Raw genomic sequence first — 17,415 nt, forward strand, 5'->3', positions numbered from 1 at the left:
GTTGCCATCGATGGCCGCTGTGGGCGGATCTCGCAATAGGGTCAGGGTCTGAGGACTTTCGGTCCATCGCTGTCCCCAGGGGAGGACGCCGCGACAGGGCCTTGGAACGAGATAAGGACGGGAGGAGCCTTGACCGCACACGGCCTGATCGACACCACGGAGATGTACCTCCGCACGATCTTCGAGTTGGAGGAGGAGGGAATCACCCCTCTCCGTGCGCGCATCGCCGAGCGGCTTCAGCAGAGTGGACCCACCGTCAGCCAGACGGTGGCCCGCATGGAGCGCGATGGCCTGGTCAGGGTTGAGGGAGACCGGCACCTGACGATGACCGACCTGGGACGCACGCTCGCCACGCGCGTCATGCGCAAGCACCGCCTCGCCGAGTGCCTGCTCACCCAGGTGATCGGCCTGCCCTGGGAGGAGGTGCATGTCGAAGCCTGCCGCTGGGAGCACGTCATGTCCGAGTCCGTGGAGGCGCGGCTGGTCACCCTGCTGAACAACCCGACGGAGGACCCGCACGGCAATCCCATCCCCGGCCTTGAGGAGCTGGGCGTCACGGGCCAGGACAGCGGTGCCTGGCAGTCGCTGCCGTCGATGGCGGCGTTGGCCGGACCCAGGGATATACCCGTTGTCGTCCGCCGAATTAGCGAACAAGTGCAAAGTGATCCGGCTGTGATGCTTAAACTCAAGCAAGTTGGGATACAACCCGGACGCGAGGTAACGCTCGCGGCAAGCGACGACGGTGTGCGGGTGACAGGTGACGACAAGGCGGAGAATACTCTGGCGGACCTCCCGCGAGACATCGCCGCGCATGTTTTCGTCTCCACCCGATGACCAAGATCCATCTGCTTGGTTGAATTCCCCCCGGGAGACCCTCCACTCCCCTGCCGAGACCGCAGCAGGAGCAACCGTGGTTCGCTTTGCGCAAAGCCGTCCCCAAGGGGTGGTCGCTGGATGAAACGGTGGGGGGATCTCTCACAGGACACCGCCGACCACCTCTCGGCTCACTCGGTCCTCGACCATGCCGAGATGGCGGTGGTCGTGACCGACCGCTTCAGCAACGTCGTCTACTGGAACCCCTTCGCGGAGCGACTGTTCGGCAGGCCGGGCCCCGCGGCCCGGGACCAGTCGCGTTCCCTGGGGATCATGGAGAAGGACCACCCCCTCGCCGTCGAGCTCGCCAAGCACGTGCTCAAGGGCGGGGTGTGGGAGGGCACCTTCGACGTCAAGCGCGGAGACGGCACGATCATCTACGTCCGGGCCCAGGCGGTGCCGCTGCGTCACCCGTCGGGCTCGGTCACCGGCATCGTCATCACCGCCAGGGAGGCGATGCGCAGCAACGAGCGCGAGAAGGACCGCTACGGCCTGCTCGAACGGATCGGTGAGCGCCTCGCGGGCTCGCTGTACGTCGAGGAGACGCTCAACCGCGTCGCCGAGATGCTCGTCCCGCAGTTCGCCGACCACTGTTTCATCGAGCTCATGGACAACGGCAGGCTGACCAGGAAGGTCTCTAGCCACGTCCAGGGCTGGAGCCCGCCGCCCAACACCTGGGCCCCCGTCGGTGCCGACATCAACTACCCGACCGGGCACTACGCCGACATCGCGCTGCGGCGCCAGGAGACGATCCTCGTCGAGGACTTCTCCCAGACGAACTATCCGAGCCCGGGGGAGGCCAACACCCGCCTCGCCGCCGAGATAGGGATGACCTCGGCCATCGTGGCGCCGCTGTGCGTGCGCGGCGAGATCCTCGGGCTGATGTACCTCGGCCTGTCCAACCTGACCGACCGGCGCAGCCCGCACTACGACGCCTTCGACCGCGACTTCGTCGGGGCCGTGGCGACCCGGGTCGCGCTCGCGGTGGACAACGCGCTGCTGTTCGAGGAGGAGCGCCACACCGCCGAGTCCTTCCAGAAGAACCTGCTGCCCCCCCAGCCGCTGCCCGAGCTCGACGGCCTGGAGATCGCGGTCCGCTACTTCCCCGCGGCGCCGCTCGCCTCGCACGGCCAGGGCATCCAGACCCAGGTCGGCGGCGACTGGTACGACGTCATCCCGCTGTCGGCGGGCCGGGTCGGCATCGTCATCGGCGACGTCGAGGGCAGGGGAGCCAAGGCCGCCGCCGTCATGGGCCAGCTACGGGCCGCGCTGCGGGCCTTCGCCCAGGACGACAAGCCGCCCGCGGAGATCCTCGCCAGGCTCGACGACTGGACCCACAGCATCGCCACCCCCGAGTGGGACGACAGCGGCGCCGACATCAGCGTCCCGCCCATCGTGACCTGCCAGTACCTCGTCTACGACGCCTGGTCACGGCAGCTCTCCTTCGCCAACGCCGGGCACGCCCCGCCGCTGCTCCTCGTGGACGGCACCTGCACCGAGCTGGAGATCGAGGAGGTCGGCAAGCCCTTGGGCGTCCGCGCCCGTGGCATCAACGCCGACCTGGTCTACAAGGAGGAGACCCGCACGCTGCCCGCCGGGGCCGCGCTGCTGCTCTACACCGACGGCCTCGTGGACCGCCGCCCCATGCGCGACGCCGACAGCAAGCCACCGAGCGACGAGGAGACCCTCGCCACGCTCTTCGGCAAGCTCATCGAGATCGCCGACGACACGGTCGAGAACATCGCCGACACCGCGACGGCCGCCGTCCCCGGCGAGATCGACGACGACATGGCCATCCTGGTCGTCAGGTCGGCCCGCGAGGAGCTGGACGTCGAGGAGCGCACCTTCCCCGCCCAGCCGATCATGGTCGGCGAGGCCCGCAGGATGGCCGCGGAGGCCTTCAACGGCTGGAACGTCCCCGAGGAGCGCGCGGAGCTGGCCTGCCTGCTGGTCTCCGAGGTGGTCACCAACGTCGTGCTGCACGCCGCCAACGCCAGCGTCCCCCGCCGCGACCTGGTGATCGACACCACGACCCCCATCTCGTTCGACGAGTCGTGGGACATCCCGGGCTTCGAGGACGAGGTCGTCAGCGAGAAGGAGTTCACCCTGCGGCTGCGCAGGGGGGGCGAGTCCGTCTGGGTCGAGGTCTTCGACCAGGACCTGCGGCTTCCCCGAATCCGCAGCGCGGGGGAGAACGACGAGGGCGGCCGAGGGCTCTACCTCGTGGACCAGCTCGCCAAGCGCTGGGGCTCCCGCCCGACCAGGGAGGGCAAGGCCGTCTGGTTCGAGATCCCCACCAAGTCGCGCTGACCTGATCCAGGATCACTGTCAGGTTTCGTGAGCTTGGTCGGAATTTCCCGCAGGTTACGCGCCCCGTGTCGGCGAGGCGGTCAGGGCATGGCGCCTCCGTCATAGAAGCCGGGGACGATCGGTGCTTCACTCGGGGGATGGATCTGGCCTTCGAACGTCGCGGGACAGGGGAGCCCCTGGTCCTGCTGCACGGAATCGGGCACCACTGGCAGGCGTGGCTGCCTGTGCTCGACCTGCTCGCCACCGAGCGGGATGTGATCGCCGTTGACCTTCCCGGCTTCGGCGCCTCCCCGCCCCTGCCGCCGGGCACGCCGTACACGGTGGAGAGCCTCGCCGACGCGGTCGAGACGTTCTGCGCGAGGCTCGGCGTCACCGAGCCCCATGTCGCGGGCACCTCCCTCGGGGGTCACCTGGCCCTGGAGCTGGCTTCACGGGGGACGGTCCGTACGGCTACCGCGCTGTCTCCCGTCGGGTTCTGGAACCGGAGCGAACTGGTCTACTCGCGGGCGGTGCTCAGGGCGTCGCGGGCACTGGCCTTCGCGCTGGACTCCGCGCGGGGTGAGGCCATCGCGGCCGGTCCGCTCGGTCACACGCTGGCCGCCGGGCTGCTCGTCGCCCACCCGTCCAGGCTCTCCACGCGGGACCTCTCCGAGGCCCGGCAGGCGCTGCGGCGGGCGCCGGGGTTCGACGACACCCTCGACTCGTTCGTCTGGCTGATGCCTCCGGCCCCGCCGAAGACGCCGATCACGATCGCCTGGGGTGAGCGCGACCGGCTGTTCTCCAGGCGGCAGGCCGTACGGGCCGCGAGATGGTCGGGGCAGCGGGTGCGGCTGCTGCGCGACTGCGGGCACCTGCCGATGAACGACGACCCGGCGCTGGTCGCGCGGGTGCTGCTTGAGGGGTCGCGGATCTGAAGGTTCTCGTACGGCGGGCGGGGTCGCTCAGCGGAAGGTCTGGCCCCACATGGCGAGCATCACCAGGATGAAGACGATCATGATGCCGGCATAGGCGATCGTGCTGAGCCGCAACGCCCGCCGTACCCGGTTGAGCCCCCAGGCGAACAGGAACGCCAGGAAGACCAGCAGGATCAGTCCGCTGTCCATCAACACCGCCTCAGGGGAGCCTACGGTGACCAGTATGCGTCGGCCGTGTGGATCTCGCGGCGATTAACCGCGATGCCGTGTCTCGTGGAATGGTGCTGTCCGTGAGTAGATGGGTGAAAGTGACACGCCTTCCTTCGGCCGTCCGGGGCTCCGTGCTCGCCGTCGCGCTCGCCGCCTGCCTGGCGGCCTGCTCCTCGGGGGGCTCCTCTCCCACCGGTTCGGCCGCCGCGCCGTCGGCAACGCCGTCGGCCAGTCCGTCGGCCACACCGTCGGCCACGGTCACCGTCACGGTCACCGAGAGCCAGCCGAGCGTGCCGGTTTCCACTTCTACGCCTCCTACGCCGACGCCTTCCCGCAGCGGGGGCATCACGAAGGTGGACGAGGTGACGGGAAGGCTCAGCCCGGTGGGCAAGGAATCGGTCGTGGTGGACACCTCCGACGGGCCGCACGAGGTGCACCTGACCGCCGACACAGTTGTGCTCGACACGCAGGGGAGCGTCTGCGACAAGGGGGCGGTCCCGCATCGTTGCACGTCGGAGCAACTGGTCAAGGCGCTCAAGGCGGGGGTCACGTTCGAGGCGAAGGTGCTGATCACGGACGGCGACGCCGTCAAGATCGAGGAGATCGTCAGGGACTAGGTGGGGCCGCCCTCTCGACGTCCGGGTCGGGAGGGCGGCGGGCCCGTGGTCAGAAGCCGAAGGAGCGGCCGATGATCTCCTTCATGATCTCGGTCGTGCCGCCGTAGATCGTCTGCACCCGGCTGTCGATCCAGGCCTTGGCCACGGGGTAGTCCATCATGTAGCCGTAGCCGCCGTGCAGCTGCAGGCAGCGGTCGATGACCTTGTTCTGCAGCTCCGTGGTCCACCACTTGGCCTTGGCCGCGTCGACCGCGCTCAGCTCCCCGGCGTTGAGGGCGACGACACACCTGTCCACGTAGTGCCGGGCGATCTCCAGCTCGGTGTCCAGTTCGGCCAGGACGAACCGGGTGTTCTGGAAGCTGCCGATGTTCCGGCCGAAGGCCGTACGGGACCTGCAGTACTCGATGGTCTGGGCCAGCACGGTCTCCGCGGAGGCGATCGCCATCACCGCGATCGACAGGCGCTCCTGCGGCAGGTTGGCCATGAGCTGGAAGAATCCCTGGCCCTCCTGCCCGCCGAGCAGGTTGGCCACCGGGACACGTACGTCGTCGAAGAACAGCTCCGCCGTGTCCTGGGCGTGCATGCCGATCTTGTCCAGGTTGCGGCCCCGGCCGAACCCCTCCATGCCCCGCTCGACGACCAGCAGCGAGACGCCCCTGGCGCCCGCCTCGGGATCGGTCTTGGCGACCACCACGACGAGGTCGGAGTTGATGCCGTTGGTGATGAAGGTCTTCTGGCCGTTGACGACGTAGTGGTCGCCCTCGCGTCTCGCGGTGGTCCTGATGCCCTGAAGGTCGCTGCCCGCGCCGGGCTCGGTCATCGCCACGGCCGTGATCAGCTCGCCGGAGGCGAACCCGGGCAGCCAGCGGGCCTTCTGGTCCTCGTCGGTGAGGTCCACGAAGTACGGTGCCATCACGTCGTTGTGCAGGGAGAACCCGAGACCGGTGGCCCCGATCCGCATGACCTCCTCGGTGATCACGACGTTGTAGCGGAAGTCCTTGATCCCGGCACCGCCGTACTCCTCGGGCACCCCGAAGCCGAACACACCGATCTCACCGGCCTTCTTCCACACCTCGCGGGGGACGATGCCGTCCTTCTCCCACCGGTCGTGGTGGGGGACCACCTCGCGGGCCATGAACTCGCGCACGGTCTCCTGGAAGAGCAGGTGCTCCTCCTCGAAGAGGTCTCGTCGCATGGGCTTGCCTCCTTGGGATACGAGGACCTTGGGATACGAGGACAGAATACGATTCTGTTACCCATAGGTACGCGAGTTGACGAGACGCGTAGGGCCCTGCCGGGGATCACAAGTACGCCACGGTCTTCAACTGCATCTTCCATCTCGCTGCGCTCAAGATGGTGCAAACCGTACGATCTACTCTTGGTTTGCTAAGTCTGTAATCCCAATTGGTGCCCCTCCCGATTGGAGTGTGCGGTGGTGTGGCGATCTGGGCTCCGTAGGTCCGTGGTGATCTCGGCCTTGGGCCTGGTGGGTGGTGCGCTGGTCGTGCTGCCCTCGGTCCCGGCCGGTGCCAACAGTGCCGAACTCGTGGTCGACTACAGCTGCACCGGAGGGCCGACCTCGGTCGCCTCGCACGGTCCGGTGAGTCTGACGACCAGGGTTTCCGTTCCCACGACGCTCACCGTCGGACAGCCGCTCAACGTCCAGTGGGCCCTCGGCTACAAGGGCGACGCGGCCAGGTTCGGTTCCCCGGACTACTTCGCGGCCGGTGGCAAGGCCACGGTGACCGGGAACGTGCAACTGTCCGGCGTCTGGAACGGAATCCTCCAGCCGTCGGGATCGGTCGAGCAGGCGGAACTCGGCAAGGACGAGATTCTGAAGCTTCCCGAGAGCATCTCCGACTCCGCGCACACCAACCGGGCGGGAAAGCTGCGGGTTACGCCCCAGCAGTTGTTTGTGGACTTCACGCCGCCCAAGGGCGAGGACGTCGTCAACGACGACGACTTCGCCCGCGTGAAGTACGCCGGTGACTGGGAGGACCTCAACGACCAGCCCCGGAACAACAACGACTACCACTACGACATCCACCGGACCGTGGACAAGGGCGCCAAGGCCGAGATGACGTTCACCGGGACCGGGATCGAGTACGTCGCGCAGCGGGACTTCCGCGCGGGACGGGTTCTGTTCTACATCGACGGTCAGCCCGCCACCCCGGCCTCCGTGGACGCCTCGAAGAACACCAACGGCACGCCGTCGAACGACGCCAACAAGGGTGGCCAGACGCTGTGGAGGTTCCACGGCCTCAAGTACGGCAAGCACCTCGTCCAGGTCGTCAACGACGAGCAGGACAAGTGGGCGCAGCTGGACGCGTTCCGGGTGATCACCGACGAGCTGCCGGAGGCACCCCAGGAGCACCGGGCCACGTGCACGCTCGTCAGCGCACCGGTGTCGGTCGATGTCACGATCTCCAGCGGATCGACGCCCACCCCGACCAACAGCGAGGGTCCCGTGGGCACCCCGACGTGCACCCCCGTGTCGTATCCGGCGACGCCGACCTGCACCCCCGGATCGCCGACGCCGACGTGTACCCCCACGCCCACCCGGACGTGTACTCCCACGACACCTCCTCCGACGTGCACCTCAACGCCGTATCCGACGGGGTGTCCGTCTCCGACGATCACTCCCACGTGCCGTGTGGTCACCCCGACGCCCACTCCCACGGGCACTCCGCCCGTCACCCCCACGCCCACCCCGACGTGTATTGTCAGTCCTTCCCCCACCACTTCGACGACTCCCACCCCCACGCAGGGAGGGACGAGCACCACCACCTCCACCGCCACTCCCAAGCCGACGCTGACCGTGACGGCGACCGTCACCCCCACCAGGCCCACGCCCACCGCCCCGCAGGTGGTGATCACTCCCTCGGGAGGCGCGCAGACCGGTGAGGCCCCCGAAGGAAGCCCCTCGGGACCGGGTCTGATCGGTGCCGGAGCCGCAATGGTGCTCGGCAGCGCCTGGGGCGGGGTCGCCCTGAAGCGGCGCCGGGCGGCGCACGCGCGTGGCGGCCAGGACTAGGGAAGGCCGTCGCGATGTACCCAGGGGCTCCCCATCAGGATGGACACGACCCGTACCGGGGCTACGGCCGTCCCCAGAAAAGCGTCGGAGGCAGGCTGCTTCCCGCCCTGCTCGTGGTGGGATCGCTCGGCGGCGTCGGGGCGATCATGGCGGGGCTGCTCACCTACATGACACCGGTGGCCAGCGACGAGCCCTACGGACCCCCGATCCCGCAGGCGGCGAGCACCATGGAGGTGGCACCTCCCGCGGCCGGACAGGGCCAGGAGCCGGTGGCGGTGCTGCCCGCGGGGGTTGGGCCCGGGGGTCCGGACGCGCCGCTGACGGCCGCCGACCCCACGGCGCCGCCGCCGCTGCCCGTGGTTCTGCCGCCCGCGCCGCTCAAGAGTGCCGGGGTACGGCCGGGCAAGCTGGCCATTCCGAAGATCGGGCTGCTGGCTCCGTTGATGGCGTTGGGGGTCGATGCCAAGAAGGAGATCCAGACGCCGCCGCTGAGTAAGCCGAAGCTGGCCGGGTGGTACAAGAACGGGCCGGTTCCCGGGCAGCAGGGGCCCTCGGTGGTGCTCGGGCACGTGAACACCCGCAGGGGCGCGGCCGTCTTCAGCCGTCTGAAGGAGGTCCGGCGCGGGGACAAGATCAAGGTCTCCAGGTCGGACGGGGCCATCGTGGAGTTCACCGTTGACGGGGTCGAGCAGGTCAGCAAGACGTCGTTCCCGTCGAAGCGGGTCTACGGCAACACCGGGGAGGCGACGTTGCGCCTGATCACCTGCGGTGGCGTCTACAACAGCAAGACCCACCACTACACCGACAACATCATCGTCTACGCGACCCTCTCGGCCACCCGCAAGGCCTGACGCGCGCGGGCGGTTACCGTGGTCATGCCGCCGAACGGGAGGAATCACCCGATGCTCGAGTTGCCGACCTACGACGACGTCAGGGACGCCGCCGCCCGCATCGCCTCCCACGCGCACCGCACCCCGGTGCTGCGCTCGCGCCTGGTCAACGAGAGCGTCGGCGCCGACGTGGTGTTCAAGTGCGAGAACCTCCAGCGCATGGGCGCCTTCAAGTTCCGTGGCGCGTTCAACGCCCTGTCCCGGTTCACCCCGGAGCAGCGGCGCGCGGGCGTGGTCACCTACTCCTCGGGCAACCACGCCCAGGCCGTCGCGCTGGCCGCCCGGCTGCTGGACATCCCGGCCACGATCGTCATGCCCCACGACGCGCCCGCCGCGAAGGTCGCCGCGACCGAGGGGTACGGCGGGCGGATCGTCGGCTACGACCGCTACACCGAGGACCGCGAGGAGATCGGCCATGCGCTGTCCGTCGCGCACGGCCTCACGCTGGTCCCGCCGTACGACCACCCGGATGTCATCGCCGGGCAGGGCACCGCGGCCCTGGAGCTGATCGAGGAGGTCGGCGACCTCGACGCGCTGTTCGTGCCGCTGGGCGGGGGCGGGCTGCTGTCCGGCACCGCGCTGGCGGCCAGGGAGCTCTCACCGGGCTGCGCGCTGTACGGCGTGGAGCCCGAGGCCGGTGACGACGGCCGCAGGTCCCTGCGCGAGGGGCGGGTCGTCCACATCGACACCCCGGTGACCATCGCCGACGGCGCGCAGACCCAGCACCTCGGCGCCTACACCTTCGCGATCATCAGCCGTCACGCCACCGACATCGTCACCGCCACCGACGCCGAACTCGTCGAGGCCATGCGGACCTTCTTCACCACCATGAAGATCGTCGTCGAGCCGACCGGTGCCCTCGGCCTCGCCGCCGTCCGCAGGCTCGCGGGGGACCTGGCGGGACGGCGGGTCGGTGTGATCATCAGCGGCGGCAACGTCGATCTCGACCGCTTCGCGGCACTGCTGACCGGCTGAGGCCGTACAAGGCGACAGGAATCAGAGCAGGTCCTCAAGCCGGGCGGCGACCTGGCGGTAGCGGGAGACCGGGATCAGGTGCACCCCGTCGAAGGCGCCGGAGTCGCGAATTTTGAGCACCTGCTCGCAGGCGGCCTCGACCCCGGCCTGACGGTCGGCGGCGACCTGGCGGATCAGGTCCTCGGGGATGTCGATGTCCGGGATCGCCGCCGCGAGGCGCCGGGCGTGGTTCTCGCTGGCCAGGACCATCACGCCCGCGTAGACGGGGACCTCGACGGGGTTGGCCTCCCGCCATTCCAGCAGGGCGTCGAGGGAGAAGCTGACCTGGGCGAAGATGAAGTCGGCCGCCCGCTTCCACGCGGGAAGCGGACGCAGGCCGCTGGCCGTACCGACCTGGAAGGGCCTGACCCCGGCGAAGGCGGGGTCGTGCGGCAGGGCGTGGGCCTCCTCGATCATCGAGCGCACGTTCAGGTCGCCGGTGCGGTTGCCCGTCGCGGGCTTGTCCCCGTAGACGAACAGGAAGCGGTCCACTCCGTAGGCCGCGGCGGTCAGCATGTCGCGGCGGAACCCCAGCAGGTTGCGGTCTCGCGAGTTGAGACACGCGATGCTGCGGCCCCCCATCGCCTCGACCTCGTGCGCGACCGCCACGCTGGAGACCGTGGCCCGGCCGATGTGGTTGTCGGGCACCAGGAAGGTGTCGGCGACCTTGCTCAGGGTGCCGATCTGGTGCCGCACACGCATCAGGTCGGGCCGGGTCGGAGGCTCGATCTCGCATATCACCTGGAACGGGGGAGTGGTCATGCGCCAAATGTAGTGCAGGGATCGCCGCCCTTTCCGGCCGCGACGGAGAACGGCGAACAGGCGTTTCACGCGGAAAAGGAAAACGAATTTCCGATCGCTACGATCGTTCGTATGGCGACTACGGAGTCCGGATGGTCGTCGATCCCGCCCTGTCCAGGGACAACGTGCTCGTGCTCGCGCGGACAAGGAACGGCTGGAAACCACTGCCGGAGCCCAGGAGAATGGCGGTCATCTTCCCTGGTGGCCCTTCGGCCTTCTCGCCGCGCTTTTCCTCGGTGCCGGTCTCCCGGTCGAGATCGTGCTGGCCGTACCCGAGGTCGGGAGGCTGGTCGACGAGGCGGGTGGGTTGGAGCGGCGCGGGAGGTCTTCGGGCATCTGGACGGGACGGCGGGTGGTTCGTAGCGTGTCGGCATGGGCGTTGATCATGTTTCGTTGCGGCCTGTCGTCGAGGACGACCTGGAGACGCTTGAGCGGTTCACGAACGAGCCGGAGGCGGGCGGGGTGTTCAACTGGCTGGGGTGGTCCAATCCGCACCGGTGGCGTCGTCAGTGGGCGGAGAACGGCTTCTTCGACGCCGAGAGCGGTCGGCTGCTGGTCGTCTGTGGTGCGGAGCGGCTCGGCTTCGTCTCCTGGCGCAAGGCTCTGACCTCGCGGAGCTCGCACTGCTGGAACGTGGGGATCCTCCTGCTGTCCGAGGCCAGAGGCCGGGGCTTCGGCACCGAGGCGCAACGCCTGCTCGCGCGTTACCTGTTCGCCCACACGGAGGTCGCCAGGGTCGAGGCGGTCACCGAGGCCACGAACATCGCCGAGCAGCGCGCGCTGGAGAAGGCGGGCTTCACCCGGGAGGGCGTGCTGCGCGGTTACGCGTTCAGGAACGGCCGCTGGCGTGACGCGGTGATCTACAGCGTGCTGCGCGACGAGGTCGAACTGCCCGACTGATCACCCGGCCACCCTGGCGATCTCGTCGAGGACGAGGTCGGGCTGGGCGTTCTGCACGTAGTGCTCGGTGGTCGTGGCCGTCACCAGGCGCCCCCGGCTCGACAGCGCCGCGAGGCTCCTGGCGTGCGCGCTGTCCTCCTCTGACTGCCCCAAGGGGCGGATCACCGTGACCGGCAGGTCGCCCCAGGCCCCGGGGCGGACCGTCGCGGCAACCTGGGCGGCGCTGTCCACCGACGCCCACGCCTCCGCGCGGGCCGCCGCCATGCTGCCCGAGCCGTAGACGACTGTGGCGTTCGCGCGGGCCAGCGGGGTCGCCTCCGGCGGCACGAGGGCGTCACCGCGCAGCCTGAGCAGGCCGACCCGGGCGAGGAACTGGTTGACACTGAGCTGTACGGCCAGCAGCGGCTGGGAGATCCGCAGCGCGGTCAGGGCCGTCTCGTCGGTGACGTCGATCAGCACGAGCCCCGCGGTCAGGCTCCGCCAGCGGTCGGCGAAGACGCGCACGACGTTGCCGCCGAAGGAGTGCGCGACCATCACGTACGGCCCGGCCTCCCCGGAGGTGGTCAGCAGCGCGTGTAGTTCCCCGGCCAGGCGCTCCGCCGTACGGGGAGATGGTCCTTCCTGGCTCCAGGCGTATCCGGCCCGGTCGTAGGAGCAGACCCGGGAGCGGGCGGACAGGCGGCGCTGGATCACCTCCCAGCTCGCGCTCGACTCGGCCAGTCCCGCTTCGAGCACGACGGTCGGGGAGCCGGAGCCCGTGCAGTACAGGTGCAGGCGGTGGCCGCCCACGTCGATGAGCCGTCCCGGTGCCGGGTGCTCCCGCGCGTCGGCCCGTGCTGCGTTCGACTCGTAGGCGAACCCCACCCCCGAGGCCAGCACGAGCAGGACCACCGCCAGGGCCGTGGCCCGCAGCAGCGCGCGCAGCAGCCTGCGGGGGCGTGGTCTCGTGGTGCGTTCGAGCTTTCTGTCCGCCATGTTTCGAAGGTAGGGATGCGGATGGCCCGTTTCCTCCTCCGCGCTGGGGGATCCGGTCGCGCTCCCTCCTCCGGTGGAAGGACGACTTTGGGCGATTTGTCAGGGGCGGCTCCTAGGATCGGCGAACCGGCGAAGAGAGAGGTGTGACATGGGAGCCTGGGACCTGGGACCGTTCGACAACGACGGGGCACTCGACCTGCTGGGTCATCTCGACGGCAGGGCCGACCTGGCGACGGCCCTCGCGGGGGCGTTGCGGGAGGTTCTCGACCAGGACGACTACGTGGAGGGGCCGGACATGGCGGGCGGGGTGGCGCTGGCCTGTCTCGCGGTGGCGCGGCTCGCCGGTGCCGAGACCGTCGCGCTGACCGACCCGGTGGCGGTCAGATGGCTTGAGACCAACCCGTTCGAGGTGGACGAGGAGCTGCGCGGGCTCGCCACCGGAGTTCTCGACCGGGCGGCCGATCCCGGGGACAACGAGCTGTACGACCTGTGGGAGGACGCGGGCGTCCTCGACAAGTGGCTCGCGACCCTGGCTCCCTACCGGCGGGCGCTCGTCGGATAGGCGACAGTCACGCACAGTGACGGCATGGCCGCTTTACCGGCGGGTTCACCCACGCTCACCAGCAGATTTACCAGAAAAACCCATTTTTTCACGATGAGCTAGGAAATATGGCCCTATATCGTGATGGCATGGGTGGACCCAGCGCTTTCCCCGGCATCAACCCCGAGTCCGCGGCCCGCAGGGCGTCGTCGTTCGGCGACCAGGCGGAGGCCTACGCCCGGGAGCGGCCCGACTATCCCGACGCCGCCGTGCTGTGGGCGCTCGAACCCGTCGCGGTCCACGGGGCCCCACGGGTGCTCGACCTGGGCGCGGGCACCGGGAAGCTGACCGAGGTGCTGCTGCGGCACGTCACCGACGTCGTCGCGGTCGAGCCGGACCCGGCCATGCTCCGTCAGCTCCGTGGACGGCTGCGCGGGGTCGAGGCCCTGCCGGGCAGTGCCGAACGGATTCCGCTGCCGGACAGTTCGGTGGACGCGGTCCTGGTCGGGCAGGCGATGCACTGGTTCGACCTCGACCGGGCCGCGCCCGAGATGGCCAGGGTCCTGGCGCCGGGCGGGGTGCTCGCGGGGCTGTGGAACCTCGACGACGACCAGGTGCCGTGGGTGAACGGGATGAAGCAGGTCTCGTCGAGCGCGGTCTCCCGCACGCAGTGGCGTCCCGACGCGCTCGCGCTCGGGGAGCCGTGGTTCGGCGCGGTCGAGCAGGCCTGGTTCCCGCACAGCCAGCGCAGGACCATCGAGTCGATGGTGGCGACGATCTCCACCCACTCCCACGTGCTGACGCTGCCCGAGGGGGACCGCGCCGAGCTGCTCGGCAGGGTCGCCGACTACCTGCGCTCGACCCCGGAGACCTCGGGAGGCGAGTTCGAGCTGCCGATCACCACGGTGGTGGTCCGAACACCGCGCGCCTAGAGAGTCTTTTTCCTGGCGTGCACTGACTTGATGGGGCAGGACGGAATTTATGCCCGTTTTGCCAACACCCGTGCATCTCTCTGCTTGTGTTCATAGGATCTATGCCGGACTGTGACCATCGCCTGGAATCGTGGGCAACCGCGCCAAAGCGGTCAGCTGTGCCGAAACGGAGAGTAACTGTGCTGAGGTCCAAGACGCGGCGTCCCGTCGCGGCGAAGACGGCCGCCGGAATGATCGGCGCGGGCATCCTCCTCGGCGCGGTCCCCGCCATCGCCTCACTGACGGCGGTGGCCAAACCGGTCACCTACACGTGCACCCCGGCCTCGGCCGTCGGCACCGCGAACACCTACAAGATGCAGATGGACCTGTCGGGTCCCCTCACGCCCACCCCGAGCGCGACAGTCGTGGTGACCTGGAAGGCGGGCCAGCCCGCCATGCCGCCGAACCTGGTAGCCCCGGTGCCCATCGCGGCGGGCGACCGGATCGTGATCGAGGCGGACGCGGCGCTCTCCGGGCCGTTGCCGACCACGACGAGCATCCAGAGCGTCCTGGCCACGGCGACCCCGGGGGTCGTGCCCGTCAACGGCACGCTGCCCCCGCTGCCCACCGTGCTCGTCACCGTGGTCCCGACCGCGACCGGCGTCATCACGGTCAGGCCCGACGCCTTCTCCATCAGCCAGGAGACGGGCACCGGCACCGGGACGGAGACCGTCATCTACGACTGCCTGGTCGCCAACCAGGCGGAGGCGACCACTGCGGCCCTGCTGGTCACCGTCAAGCCGACCGGCGCGACCACCGGAACCCCGAGCGCGACGCCCACCAGCTCGACGACCACGGGCACGCCGACCCCCACGCCCACCGAAACCACCCCCGAGCCGACCGTGACCATCACCCAGACCAAGACCGCCAGCCCCAGGAAGTCCGGGCACGTCGCCGAGACCCCCGGTGGCGGCGCCTCGACGGGCGGGGGAGGGGACGCCGGTCCCGACGCCAGGATGTTCGTCCTCGGCGGGACGGCGATGATCGTGGCGGCGGGAATCGGCGGGCTGATGCTGCGGCGCCGTACGGCGACCCGGGGTTGACCGGGGCCGCCGGATGAGCATCCCGCCACCGGAAGGCTGGCCGCCCGAGCCGTACGGCCAGGGGCACTACGGCTACCCGGAGTACGAGGAGCCCTACCAGGAACGGCCCCCTGGCGGCGGCATCCTGCGCTCGGTGCTCGTCCTCGCCGGGGCGGCCGGGGTGGTCACGGTGCTGGTCGGCCTGCTGATGATGGCGGTCTCCCCGGGTGAGTACGGCCTGCCCGAGCAGCGCACCACGCTGCCGCCGCGCAGCGCGGCCAACGCCACCGGGCCCGCCGACCCCTACTTCAGGGCCGACCCGACCGCGCCGCCGCCCATGCCGAGCGTGCCGGCCGTACCCGCGATGCAGCCCTCGACCCCGCTGCGCCTGGTCATCAAACGGCTGAACATCAACGCGCCCATCACCTCGGTCGGGCTCGACAAAAAAGGCGCGATCGAGGTGCCGCCGGTCGGCGATCCGAACCTGGTCGGCTGGTACCGTTCGGGGCCGACGCCGGGCGAGGCCGGTCCCGCGATCATGCTCGGCCACAAGGACACGCGTTCGGGGAGCGCGGTCTTCAGCCGTCTGGCCGAGATCAGGAACGGCGACGAGATCGAGATCCGGCGCCAGGATGGCATCATCGCGGTTTTCACGGTAGGCGGACTCGAACAGGCGGACAAGACGGTGTTCCCGACACAGCGCGTATACGGCGAATCGCCGAACCCACAGCTCCATCTGATCACGTGTGGCGGCACCTACAACCACACGACAGGTCACTACACCGACAACGTCATCGCCTACGCGACGATGACCGCCACCCGCAAGGCATGAGCGCCGTGACCGCGACCGCCGAGGAGCCGGTCGAGAGGACACAGAAGACCCGGGATGTCCCCGCGTTCCTGCGCGGACGGCGGCACGGGCTGACGCTCGGCGCGCTCGTCGCGCTGGCCACCACGGCCTACAGCGTGCTGGGCCTGGTCAAGTTCTCGGCCTTCAAGGCGAGCGTCTTCGACCTGGTCATCTTCGACCAGGCGGTGCGGGGATACGCGCGCTTCGGGCCGCCGACCGCGCCCTCGGTCGGCATGTTCTACAACCAGGGGATGGACTTCGTCCAGCCGGCCGACCACTTCTCGCCGATCCTGGCCGTCCTGGCCCCGCTGTACTGGATCTACAACGACCCACGGACCCTGATCGTCGCCCAGGCGGCGCTGCTTTCGCTGGCCGCCGTCCCCGTCTGGCACTACACATGCCGCCGTCTCGGCCCGGTCCCCGCCCACCTGGTCGCGGTCGCCTACCTGGTCTCCTGGCCGGTCGCCCAGGCCGCGGGGTTCGACTTCCACGAGGTGGCGTTCGTCCCGCTGCTCAGCGCGATCATGATCGAGCGGGCGGACGCGGGCAAGATCCGCTACGCCGTACTCGCCGCGCTGGGCATTCTGCTGGTCAAGGAGGACATGGGCCTGCTGGTCGCCGGGTTCGGGGTCTACCTGTTCCTGACCAGGCGCAGGCTCGCGGGGACGGGCTTCGTCCTGCTCGGCGTGGGCGCGCTGCTGCTCATCCGCGGCGTGGTGATGCCGCTGATCGGCTCGGGTGGCGAGGGCTTCCACTGGGCGTACGGCAGCCGCGGCGCGACCCTCGGCGAGGTCGCGCTGTCCATCGTCCGCGACCCGTTCGGCACGGTGTGGCAGATGGTGAGCCCCGAGATCAAGGTGGACACCCTGGCCTACCTGCTGTGGCCGATGCTGCTGGCCGCGCTGCTGTCGCCGCTGGTCCTGGTGGCCGTCCCGCTGCTGGTCGAACGGTTCCTTGCCGACCGGCCGCAGTGGTGGGGGACGGACTTCCAGTACAACGCCTTCGTCGTGGCCATCCTCGTCCTCGCCGCCGTGGACGGCGTCCACCGGCTGACGGGGTGGGTCCGTAGGCGCTCCCCGGAGAAGGCGCGGGCACTGGGCGGGCACTGGGCCTTCGCGGTCTGCGTGATCGGGTTGACGCTCGTGCCCCGCTTCGCCTTGGGCAACCTCGTCGAGTCGTCCTTCTACATCGAGGAACCGTCCGTCGCGGCGGCGCGCGAGGCCGTGGCCAAGGTCCCCGACGGGGTGGTGGTCGAGGCGGCCAACAACGTCGGTCCCGCGCTCAGCGCCAGGGCCACGGTGCTGCTGTGGGGGCCGCAGGCGCACGGCGCGCCCTGGATCGTGGCCGACGTGACGCGCTGGACCTTCCCCTTCGGCGGCCCCGAGGTGCAGCAGCAGCGGGTGGACGAGGCGCTGCGCACCGGCTACGTCAAGGTGTACGACCGCGACGGCTACGTCGTCCTGAACCGGCCGTAGAACCGCTTCCCCGGCGGG

The 17,415-nt window shown here is 69.6% G+C and carries 17 protein-coding genes; 13 read left to right on the forward strand and 4 right to left on the reverse strand.

Annotation, left to right across the window (positions count from 1 at the left end; genetic code table 11):
* The first annotated feature begins 129 nt into the window (after positions 1 to 129).
* The 3 genes from FHS44_RS04460 to FHS44_RS04470 all read left to right on the forward strand — a co-directional run bounded on the left by FHS44_RS04460 (position 130) and on the right by FHS44_RS04470 (position 4,097).
* Complete coding sequence (locus FHS44_RS04460) at positions 130 to 834, forward strand: iron-dependent transcriptional repressor DtxR (protein WP_184712565.1); 705 nt, start codon at positions 130 to 132, stop codon at positions 832 to 834.
* Positions 835 to 954: 120 nt separating this feature from the next.
* Positions 955 to 3,183 (forward strand): ATP-binding SpoIIE family protein phosphatase, encoded by a 2,229-nt coding sequence (locus tag FHS44_RS04465; RefSeq protein ID WP_184712566.1) that lies wholly within the window; start codon positions 955 to 957, stop codon positions 3,181 to 3,183.
* A gap of 137 nt (positions 3,184 to 3,320) precedes the next feature.
* On the forward strand, positions 3,321 to 4,097 hold the full coding sequence (locus FHS44_RS04470; protein WP_184712567.1) for an alpha/beta fold hydrolase: 777 nt from the start codon (positions 3,321 to 3,323) through the stop codon (positions 4,095 to 4,097).
* A 27-nt stretch (positions 4,098 to 4,124) separates the two neighbouring features.
* Here FHS44_RS04470 and FHS44_RS04475 read toward each other — a convergent pair whose 3' ends face one another.
* Positions 4,125 to 4,286: a hypothetical protein gene (locus FHS44_RS04475; protein WP_184712568.1), complete on the reverse strand. Its 162-nt coding sequence runs from the start codon at positions 4,284 to 4,286 to the stop codon at positions 4,125 to 4,127.
* Between the two features lie 119 nt (positions 4,287 to 4,405).
* Here FHS44_RS04475 and FHS44_RS04480 point away from each other — a divergent pair, with 119 nt between their 5' ends.
* Positions 4,406 to 4,924, forward strand: a complete 519-nt coding sequence (locus FHS44_RS04480; protein WP_184712569.1) for a hypothetical protein — start codon at positions 4,406 to 4,408, stop codon at positions 4,922 to 4,924.
* Positions 4,925 to 4,973: 49 nt separating this feature from the next.
* Here FHS44_RS04480 and FHS44_RS04485 read toward each other — a convergent pair whose 3' ends face one another.
* A complete protein-coding gene (locus FHS44_RS04485) occupies positions 4,974 to 6,119 on the reverse strand; it encodes an acyl-CoA dehydrogenase family protein (protein ID WP_184712570.1) in 1,146 nt (381 codons plus the stop codon).
* A 270-nt stretch (positions 6,120 to 6,389) separates the two neighbouring features.
* Here FHS44_RS04485 and FHS44_RS04490 point away from each other — a divergent pair, with 270 nt between their 5' ends.
* Genes FHS44_RS04490 through FHS44_RS04500 form a run of 3 tightly spaced genes read left to right on the forward strand, consistent with a single transcriptional unit; the run spans position 6,390 to position 9,823 of the window.
* On the forward strand, positions 6,390 to 7,958 hold the full coding sequence (locus FHS44_RS04490) for a hypothetical protein (protein ID WP_184712571.1): 1,569 nt from the start codon (positions 6,390 to 6,392) through the stop codon (positions 7,956 to 7,958).
* A 14-nt stretch (positions 7,959 to 7,972) separates the two neighbouring features.
* Positions 7,973 to 8,809: a class F sortase gene (locus FHS44_RS04495; protein WP_184712572.1), complete on the forward strand. Its 837-nt coding sequence runs from the start codon at positions 7,973 to 7,975 to the stop codon at positions 8,807 to 8,809.
* 51 nt (positions 8,810 to 8,860) lie between these two features.
* Entirely contained in the window at positions 8,861 to 9,823 is a 963-nt protein-coding gene (locus tag FHS44_RS04500) for a threo-3-hydroxy-L-aspartate ammonia-lyase (RefSeq protein ID WP_184712573.1), read from the forward strand.
* Between the two features lie 21 nt (positions 9,824 to 9,844).
* Here the strand turns inward: FHS44_RS04500 and FHS44_RS04505 are convergent, their stop codons facing one another.
* A complete protein-coding gene (locus FHS44_RS04505; RefSeq protein WP_184712574.1) occupies positions 9,845 to 10,624 on the reverse strand; it encodes a methylenetetrahydrofolate reductase in 780 nt (259 codons plus the stop codon).
* 411 nt (positions 10,625 to 11,035) lie between these two features.
* On the opposite strand from FHS44_RS04505, the gene FHS44_RS04510 reads away from it, so the two are divergent.
* Complete coding sequence (locus FHS44_RS04510; protein WP_184712575.1) at positions 11,036 to 11,563, forward strand: GNAT family N-acetyltransferase; 528 nt, start codon at positions 11,036 to 11,038, stop codon at positions 11,561 to 11,563.
* Here FHS44_RS04510 and FHS44_RS04515 read toward each other — a convergent pair whose 3' ends face one another.
* Positions 11,564 to 12,538, reverse strand: coding sequence for an alpha/beta fold hydrolase (locus FHS44_RS04515; protein ID WP_184712576.1), 975 nt, complete (start codon positions 12,536 to 12,538; stop codon positions 11,564 to 11,566).
* A gap of 148 nt (positions 12,539 to 12,686) precedes the next feature.
* On the opposite strand from FHS44_RS04515, the gene FHS44_RS04520 reads away from it, so the two are divergent.
* From FHS44_RS04520 to FHS44_RS04540, 5 genes are all read left to right on the forward strand, one after another.
* Complete coding sequence (locus FHS44_RS04520) at positions 12,687 to 13,100, forward strand: DUF4259 domain-containing protein (protein ID WP_184712577.1); 414 nt, start codon at positions 12,687 to 12,689, stop codon at positions 13,098 to 13,100.
* Between the two features lie 128 nt (positions 13,101 to 13,228).
* A complete protein-coding gene (locus tag FHS44_RS04525; RefSeq protein ID WP_184712578.1) occupies positions 13,229 to 14,011 on the forward strand; it encodes a class I SAM-dependent methyltransferase in 783 nt (260 codons plus the stop codon).
* Between the two features lie 179 nt (positions 14,012 to 14,190).
* Positions 14,191 to 15,093 carry a hypothetical protein gene (locus tag FHS44_RS04530; protein ID WP_184712579.1) on the forward strand — a complete coding sequence of 301 codons (903 nt, stop codon included), beginning with the start codon at positions 14,191 to 14,193 and terminating at the stop codon, positions 15,091 to 15,093.
* 13 nt (positions 15,094 to 15,106) lie between these two features.
* Positions 15,107 to 15,904 carry a class F sortase gene (locus FHS44_RS04535; RefSeq protein WP_184712580.1) on the forward strand — a complete coding sequence of 266 codons (798 nt, stop codon included), beginning with the start codon at positions 15,107 to 15,109 and terminating at the stop codon, positions 15,902 to 15,904.
* A complete protein-coding gene (locus FHS44_RS04540; protein ID WP_184712581.1) occupies positions 15,901 to 17,397 on the forward strand; it encodes a DUF2079 domain-containing protein in 1,497 nt (498 codons plus the stop codon). The genes FHS44_RS04535 and FHS44_RS04540 overlap by 4 nt, the downstream gene beginning before the upstream one ends.
* The last annotated feature ends 18 nt before the right edge of the window (positions 17,398 to 17,415 follow it).

Origin of the sequence: Streptosporangium saharense (assembly GCF_014203715.1) — a bacterium.
Taxonomy (GTDB): domain Bacteria; phylum Actinomycetota; class Actinomycetes; order Streptosporangiales; family Streptosporangiaceae; genus Streptosporangium; species Streptosporangium saharense.